8 protein-coding genes and 1 other RNA gene are annotated in these 7,396 nt (G+C 65.3%); 8 read left to right on the forward strand and 1 reads right to left on the reverse strand.

What is annotated here, in order from left to right:
- The 3 genes from JWP90_RS02690 to JWP90_RS02700 form a co-directional block, all read left to right on the forward strand.
- Positions 1–216 (forward strand): hypothetical protein (locus JWP90_RS02690; protein WP_297359321.1); only part of this gene is annotated, 216 nt, incomplete at its 5' end.
- A 486-nt stretch (positions 217–702) separates the two neighbouring features.
- Positions 703–1,500 (forward strand): SDR family oxidoreductase, encoded by a 798-nt coding sequence (locus JWP90_RS02695; protein ID WP_297359322.1) that lies wholly within the window; start codon positions 703–705, stop codon positions 1,498–1,500.
- Between the two features lie 7 nt (positions 1,501–1,507).
- On the forward strand, positions 1,508–1,825 hold the full coding sequence (locus JWP90_RS02700) for a hypothetical protein (RefSeq protein ID WP_297359323.1): 318 nt from the start codon (positions 1,508–1,510) through the stop codon (positions 1,823–1,825).
- On the opposite strand, the gene JWP90_RS02705 is transcribed toward JWP90_RS02700, so the two are convergent.
- Complete coding sequence (locus JWP90_RS02705; protein WP_297359324.1) at positions 1,822–3,084, reverse strand: MFS transporter; 1,263 nt, start codon at positions 3,082–3,084, stop codon at positions 1,822–1,824. The two genes, JWP90_RS02700 and JWP90_RS02705, sit on opposite strands and share 4 nt — an antisense overlap.
- Positions 3,085–3,146: 62 nt before the next feature.
- Here JWP90_RS02705 and prfB point away from each other — a divergent pair, with 62 nt between their 5' ends.
- The 5 genes from prfB to ssrA all read left to right on the forward strand — a co-directional run.
- Positions 3,147–4,256, forward strand: coding sequence for a peptide chain release factor 2 (prfB, locus tag JWP90_RS02710; protein ID WP_297359326.1), 1,110 nt, complete (start codon positions 3,147–3,149; stop codon positions 4,254–4,256).
- A gap of 75 nt (positions 4,257–4,331) precedes the next feature.
- A complete protein-coding gene (gene ftsE / locus JWP90_RS02715) occupies positions 4,332–5,369 on the forward strand; it encodes a cell division ATP-binding protein FtsE (RefSeq protein ID WP_297359327.1) in 1,038 nt (345 codons plus the stop codon).
- On the forward strand, positions 5,366–6,280 hold the full coding sequence (gene ftsX, locus JWP90_RS02720) for a permease-like cell division protein FtsX (RefSeq protein ID WP_297359328.1): 915 nt from the start codon (positions 5,366–5,368) through the stop codon (positions 6,278–6,280). Before ftsE ends, ftsX begins: the two co-directional genes overlap by 4 nt.
- 111 nt (positions 6,281–6,391) lie before the next feature.
- Positions 6,392–6,868 (forward strand): SsrA-binding protein SmpB, encoded by a 477-nt coding sequence (smpB, locus tag JWP90_RS02725; RefSeq protein WP_297359329.1) that lies wholly within the window; start codon positions 6,392–6,394, stop codon positions 6,866–6,868.
- Positions 6,869–7,042: 174 nt separating this feature from the next.
- Positions 7,043–7,396: a transfer-messenger RNA gene (gene ssrA, locus JWP90_RS02730) on the forward strand; the annotation flags it as partial.

Here is a 7,396-nt window from a genome sequence, read left to right on the forward strand (position 1 = left end):
CCTGACCCTGTTCGTGCCGGAGGGCATCCGCCTGGAGGTGACCGCCGTGGCTCGCTCGGTGTTCCGATGACAGACAGGGAGTCGCCGCGCTCGCGGAGGCCGCTCTGGGCGGGGATAGCGGCGATCAGCGGGGGACTGGGGGCAATCCTGCTCACGGTGCCCTTCGCGGCTGCATACTTTCACGCGAAAGAAGGTTTCGACGACAAGCCCGTCTGATCGCCGTTCCTGGAGCGCCGGGCTTTCGCCGCTGCTCGGAATCGCCGCGCCTGTGGCGGTCTATGAGACGGACGGCCGCATCTACGGGGTGGCCTTGCTCCTGTATCTGCCCGCGACGATCGTGCTGCACCGGCGGCGAGCCGCGGCTTCGGGTCGAACAGGAACGGCCGGGTTTCGTTCTCGTGCTCTGTGCGCTTGTGGCGACGGGGGTCGGCACCGCCGGGGACCATTGAGCAGACGGTGCCGGCTACACCCTCGAGCTGCTCGGCCTCTCGGTTCGCCGTCGCCTCGTGCCTGCTTGGCTGTCTTCTCGTCGCCGACCGGGCCGACCGGGCCGGCGGTATGTCGGGGCGCCCGGCGCGCGCTCCGTGACGTCGTCGATAGGCACCGGTGCGCCGCGGCTGCGAGCAATACTGTCAAGGGGTTGAGGGCCCCGCCGGGGAAGGTGTTGCGTTGAGACATCGCAGACGTTCGACGGAGGACTCCATGCCATTCAGCCCGAAATTCGCCATCGTCACCGGATCAGACTCCGGCATCGGGCGGGCCACCGCTGTAGCGCTCGCCGAAGCCGGAATGGACGTCGGTATCACCTGGCACACTGATGAGACGGGAGCCGAGGAAACCGCCCAGGAGGTGCGTTCGAAGGGCCGGAACGCCGTCGTCGCACAGCTCGACACGACGGACCTCGACGGCTGCGGCGACGCGGTCGACGCCCTTGCCGAACAGCTTGGTGGGCTGGACGTCTTCGTCAACAACTCCGGCACCGGTGACAACGCCCCGCTCCTTGAGATGACCCTCGAGCAGTGGCGCCACACCATGGCAGCCGACCTCGACGGCGCTTTCGTCTGCATCCAGCGTGCAGCGAAGCGGATGGTCGACGCAGGCAACGGCGGTCGCATCATCGCGGTGACGAGCGTGCACGAACACCAGCCCCGCGTGGGCTCAAGCGCTTACGACGCGGCCAAACACGGACTCGGCGGCCTCATCAAGACGGTCGCTCTCGAGCTGGGCCGGCATGAGATAACCGCCAACTCCGTTGCTCCCGGCGAGATCGCCACCCCGATGACCGGGCAGACCGACCAGGACCCGCGCTCGGAGGAACGTCCAGGGGTTCCGCTGGGGCGGCCGGGTGACGCGCGAGAGGTCGCAGCGGTCATCGCCTTCCTCGCCTCACCGGCATCCGCCTACGTCACCGGCGCCTCATGGGTGGTCGACGGCGGGATGCTGCAGATGGGGCCCCAGGGCGGATCGCACATCACGAGCAACGAGTGGCGTGAGGGCTGAACGAGCCATGACCGATCCGACCCGGGTACGCAGCCAGCCGGCCCTGACGTCGTCGACCGGGCTGATCTGGATCGTCCTCGGCGCGGTCCTCGCCGCGATCTGTGCCGGGGTGCTGTTCGCGCTGGTCCCGCTGCAACCGGTCACCGCATGGGTCGGCCTGGTCCTCGTAGTCGTGTTGTTCCTCGCCATGGTCGTGATCCGGTTCGCGGTTCGCGTCGGGCGTCGTCGGCTCACGGCGATGGCAAGTGTGTTCGGGGGCATGGCGCTCGTCACGCTCGCCTGCGTTGTGATCATCGCGGGAGCCGCCTGGGAGTCGCTGAGCTAACGACCGGGACGCGCCGGAATGTACCGGGGGATCATCCGGGCGAGATGCCAGGCCCCGAGAATCCCGACGGCGCCGATCGCCCCTGCCGCGAACGACACCGACAGCAACCCCGTGATAGCGGCGACCACGAGCGGAGCCGCCGCTGAGCCGGCGTCCCCGGTGAAGCGCCAGGCGCCGAGGAACGGTGCAGGACGCCCCGGTGGGGCGAGATCCGCGCCGAGGGTCATCAGGATGCCGCTGCCCAACCCGTTCGCGACGGAGAGGATCCCTGCGGCGGCGATGAACCACACAACCGCATTCGGGGTGTCATGCGTGAACGCGAGCAGCAGCATCCCGAGCCCGAGGCCGAGCGTGGAGGGCACGGCGCTCCAGATCCGTCCGAACCGGTCCATCACCTGGCCACTGACGTAGAACAGTGCGAAGTCGACGGCGCCGGCCAGCCCGATGATGAGGGCCGTGTTCGCCTCACTCACGCCGAGGCTCACCGCCCACAGCGGCAGGAGCACCGTGCGCGCCGCCCGCATGGCTCCGATGAGTGCAGCTCCCGACCCCATCCGGGCGAGGACGCCGCGGAATCTCCACAACGTGCGGAACAGACCGTGGGACTCCTCGGCAGCGAGTTCCTCCCCGGGCGTGTGATCGGAAGCTCCGCTCTTCCGGACCCGGTGTACCTGGCCGAACAGGGCCTCCGGGTCCGGCAACAGTACGAGGATCAGCACGGCGGCGAGGCACGAGATGGTCATGATCCAGAACGCGCCCTGCGCCCCGCCGGTGAAGTGGATCACCGGAACGGACAGCAGAGGACCGATGAACAGGCCGGCGCGGAACACCCCGCCGAGCGTGGACAGCGCCCTGGCGCGGTAGCGCAACGGCACGTAACTGGTCATGAACGCGTGCCGGGCGAGGGCGAACACCGCGGTCGCGAGCCCGAGGATGAAGATGGCCACGCCGAGAACCCACGGGTTGGGGGCTAGAACAGCGCCGAGCGCAGCGACGATCGACAGCAGCGCTGCCCCGATCATCGACGTTCGTTCACCGATCCGGCTGACCAGGGCGCCGCTCGGGATGTCGCCGACAAGCTCCCCGATCATGAGCATCCCGGCGATGACACCGGCGATGGCGAGGCTCGCGCCGAGATTTGTCGCCGCGACCGGGATGAGCGGAATCAGGGCGCCTTCACCGATGGAGAACAGGAGCGTCGGCAGGAAGACGACGACGGCGACGGAGCGGATGCTGAACGCCGGGTTTCCGTCTGTCATGGTGTTTTCGAGTCTAGAGGCGCCCACCGGAGGAAGTCACCGGAAGGTAGGCTGGTGCCGACATGTTAGATCTAGACCTGAACGACCAGATCGCCGCCATCCGCGCCACCTTCGCTGACATTCGCGAAGTCGTCGGAGTCGACCGGCTGCGTGCCGAGATCGCCGACCTCAGCGAACAGGCCGGCGTGCCCGACCTGTGGGACGACACCGAGAAGGCGCAGAAGATCACCAGCGCCCTGAGCCACCGGCAGTCGGAGCTGGCGCGCCTGACCTCCATCGAGAACCAGCTCGACGACCTCGAAGTCCTTGTCGGCCTGGCCCTCGCCGAAGGGGATGAGGAATCGGCGGCGGAAGCTCGATCGGAACTCCTCGACCTGCAGAAGCAGATCGGTGACCTCGAGGTGCAGACCCTGCTGAACGGCGAATACGACCCCCTCGCGGCCGTCGTCACCATCCGGGCAGGAGCGGGCGGCGTCGATGCCGCCGACTTCGCCGACATGCTGTTCCGGATGTACCTGCGGTGGGCGGAGCAGCACAAATACAAGGCGAAAGTGCTCGACACCAGCTACGCCGAAGAAGCGGGCATCAAGTCCGCCACATTTGAGATCGACGCCCCATACGCGTTCGGTACCCTCAGCGTCGAGGCCGGCACCCACCGCCTCGTGCGGATGAGCCCATTCAACTCCGCGGGCAAACGTCAGACCAGCTTCGCCGCTGTCGAAGTGGTGCCATTGATGCCGGAGACCGAAGAGGTCGATATCCCAGACAACGAGATGCGCGTCGACGTGTTCCGTTCGTCAGGCCCCGGTGGCCAGTCGGTCAACACGACCGACTCCGCTGTGCGCATCACCCACCTCCCGACCGGCATCGTCGTCAGCTGCCAGAACGAGAAGAGCCAGATCCAGAACCGCGCAGCTGCGCTGCGAGTGCTGAAGTCCCGGCTCCTCCTCGTCCAGCGGGAACAGGAGAACGCGAAGAAGAAGGAACTCGCCGGCAACATCACGGCGAGCTGGGGCGACCAGATGCGCTCGTACGTCCTCGCCCCGTATCAGATGGTGAAGGACCTCCGCACAGACCATGAAGTCAACAACCCGCAGAACGTCTTCGATGGCGACATCGACGGATTCATCGCCGCGGGTATCCGCTGGCGTAAGCAGCCCACCGACGACTGAGCTGCCTGGCCAACCCGGGCGGCGCAGGCGTGTCACGGCCGAGAAACGGCCCGCTCTGCCTAGGCTCGAGTCGTCATGATTCGGTTTGAGAACGTCACGAAGAAATACCCGGGCACGAAACGGCCTGCGATCCACGAGATGGACCTGGAGATCGAGCGGGGAGAATTTGTCTTCCTCGTCGGTGCCTCCGGCTCCGGTAAGTCGAGTTGCCTGCGGTTGATCCTCAAGGAGGAGAAGCCGTCGAAAGGCTCCATCTTCGTCCTGGGAAACGACCTCGGCTCCATCTCAAGCCGCAAGATCCCATACTTCCGCCGCAACCTCGGTGTCGTGTTCCAGGATTTCCGCCTGCTGCCGAACAAGACCGTCTTCGAGAACGTGGCATTCACGCTGCAGGTGATCGGCAAGTCCCGCGGCTTCGTCCAGGAAGCGGTCCCGGACGTACTCAAGATGGTCGGCCTCGAGAACAAGGCCGATCGGCTCCCTCACGAACTCTCGGGCGGTGAGCAGCAGCGCGTCGCCATCGCACGCGCCGTCGTCAACAAGCCGCAGATCCTTCTGGCCGACGAACCGACGGGGAACCTCGACCCCGCGACGAGCGCGGGAATCATGCAGATCCTCGAGCGCATCAATGCCAGCGGAACAACGGTTCTCATGGCCACCCATGAGGCCGGCATCGTCGACAAGATGCAGCGCCGCGTGATCGAGCTCGTCGACGGCGTCATCGTCCGTGACGAACTCGAAGGCGGGTACGGCACCACCGGCATCGTCCCCGAACTCAAACCGGCGGTTGCGAAGGGCCAGTCGGCCAAAGCAGCCCGCCAGGAGGTCGCCGAGGTCGCGGCTCAGGCCGAAGCTGAAACGCAGGCTCACCAGATCCTGATCAACACGCCCGCCCCCGCTCCTGAACCCGCACCGGCCACTCGCCGTTCGCTTCCTGCTCAGACCGACGAAGTCGACCGCCTGAGCCCCACTGCGACCGGCGCCATCAACATCCCGAACGCCGACAGCCTCGGTGATGTCTCCGATCACCTCACCCTGGCCGAGCGACTCGGTTTGCGAGCCGCCGACGACCCGGACGCCGACGATGAGCAGAGTGTGGGGCCGGTTCGATGAGACTCTCCCTGATCTGGCAGGAGGCGACAACCGGTCTCCGCCGCAACGTGTCCATGGTGATCTCTGTCATCCTCGTCACGTTCATCTCGCTCACCTTCGTCGGGGCGGCGGTTCTGCTGCAAATGCAGATCGGCCAGATGAAGAACTACTGGTACGACCGGGCCCAGGTTGCGATCTACCTCTGCACCGCCGATTCGCTGACGGAGACCTGTACCGCCGGGGCCGCGACCGACGACCAGAAGGCCAGCATCGCCGGCCAGCTCGAAGGGGAGACCCTCGCTCCGTTCGTCGAGGACTTCTATTTCGAGGACCACCAGCTCGCCTACGAGAACTTCCAGAGACAATTCGAGGGCAACGAACTCGCCAGCCTCGTCGTTCCTGAGCAGCTCAACGAGACCTACTGGGTCAACCTCGATAACCCGTCGCAGTCCGAGGTGCTCGTCGAAGCCTTCTCGAGCACGCCAGGGGTCGAAGACGTGACGGACCAGCGACAATACCTCGACGCCATCTTCCAGGTGCTCAACGTCGCCAGCTACACGGCCATCGGCATCGCCGGGCTGATGCTGATCGCCGCGGTCCTGCTCATCGCCACGACGATCCGGCTGTCCGCCTACTCGCGGCGCAAGGAGATCGGGATCATGCGTCTCGTCGGCGCTTCGAACCGGTTCATCCAGACACCGTTCATCCTCGAGGGTGTCTTCTCCGCGGTGATCGGTTCGATTCTCGCGGGTGGGGCGGTGATCGGCATCGTGCACTACTTCATCTCCGGGTACCTCGCACCGCGCATGCCGTTCGTCAGCTTCGTCGACATCTCGGATGCGTTCATCGTCGTTCCGGTGCTCATTCTGCTCGGGATGATTCTGGCCGCGTTGTCCGCCAACTTCGCGATCAAGCGCTACCTGAAGATTTAGCACCGCGGCCACGCGGCATCCGACCTGTTGTTAGACTGATGGGCTGTCGCGCCGCCGGTGCGGCCATTTACCGTGCGGCCTGTGCCGCCAACCGACTGTCGGAGTGAAACCGTGCCTAGGGAACGTGGCGAAAATGTCGTGGCGACCAATCGCAAGGCCCGCCACGATTACTTGATCGAGGACACGTACGAAGCCGGTCTTGTGCTGAGCGGCTCCGAGGTGAAATCGCTGCGCGCCGGCCGCGCCTCCCTCGTCGACGGGTACGCTTTCATCGAAGGCGGCGAGGCATGGCTCGACGCCGTGCACATCCCCGAGTACACCGGTGCCACCTGGAACAACCACCCGCCCAGGCGCAAGCGCAAACTCCTCCTGCACAAGGCACAAATCCTGAAAATCAGCCACAAGGTCGCGCCGGGCGGATACACGATCATCCCGCTGAAGCTGTACTTCAGCGACGGCAAGGCGAAGGTGGAGATCGCGATCGCCAAGGGTAAGAAGGAATACGACAAACGGCAGACGCTGCGTGAGCGTGAGGCGACGCGCGAGGCAGCGCGGGCTGTAGCCGCTCGCAACCACCTGGGCGAGTGACGCTCCAGATCTCCGCCTGGCGCCGACGGCAACCGAGTGTCTCCTGTGACGCCTAGGCAGACCCATGGTCGACCGGCTACACTGGAGTGCTGAGCCGGAAGGTTCGGATGCCGGTTCTCCGGCTTGGTAACTTCACAGCGTGTGACAGCGACTCACTCTTTTCAGGGTGTGCATGGGGATGATCGGTTTCGACACTGCCTGCGCAACTGTGAGAAGCGGGTCGAGGATCCAGGGTTATCTCGTAAACGATCTCTGGAAAACAATAAGTGCCAATTCCAAGCGCACTGACTTCGCTCTCGCTGCGTAAGCAGTAGAGCCAATAAGTCCGTCAGTCCGGTGACTGCTCTCTAACCGGGTCCTGGCGTCAGCTAGAGGGCTTGCTGTACGACTGCGCCACAGGATCGTACGGGACTCACACTGTGACTGGGCTCGTCCACCTAGATGCCGGTAGCAAAGGTGGGAGCCGAGTAGAACGAATCAATCGGCTACACCCGTAGAAGGCGTTCAATCTCAGCGATGGACGGGGGT

The organism is Mycetocola sp. (assembly GCF_025464835.1).
GTDB lineage: Bacteria > Actinomycetota > Actinomycetes > Actinomycetales > Microbacteriaceae > Mycetocola_A.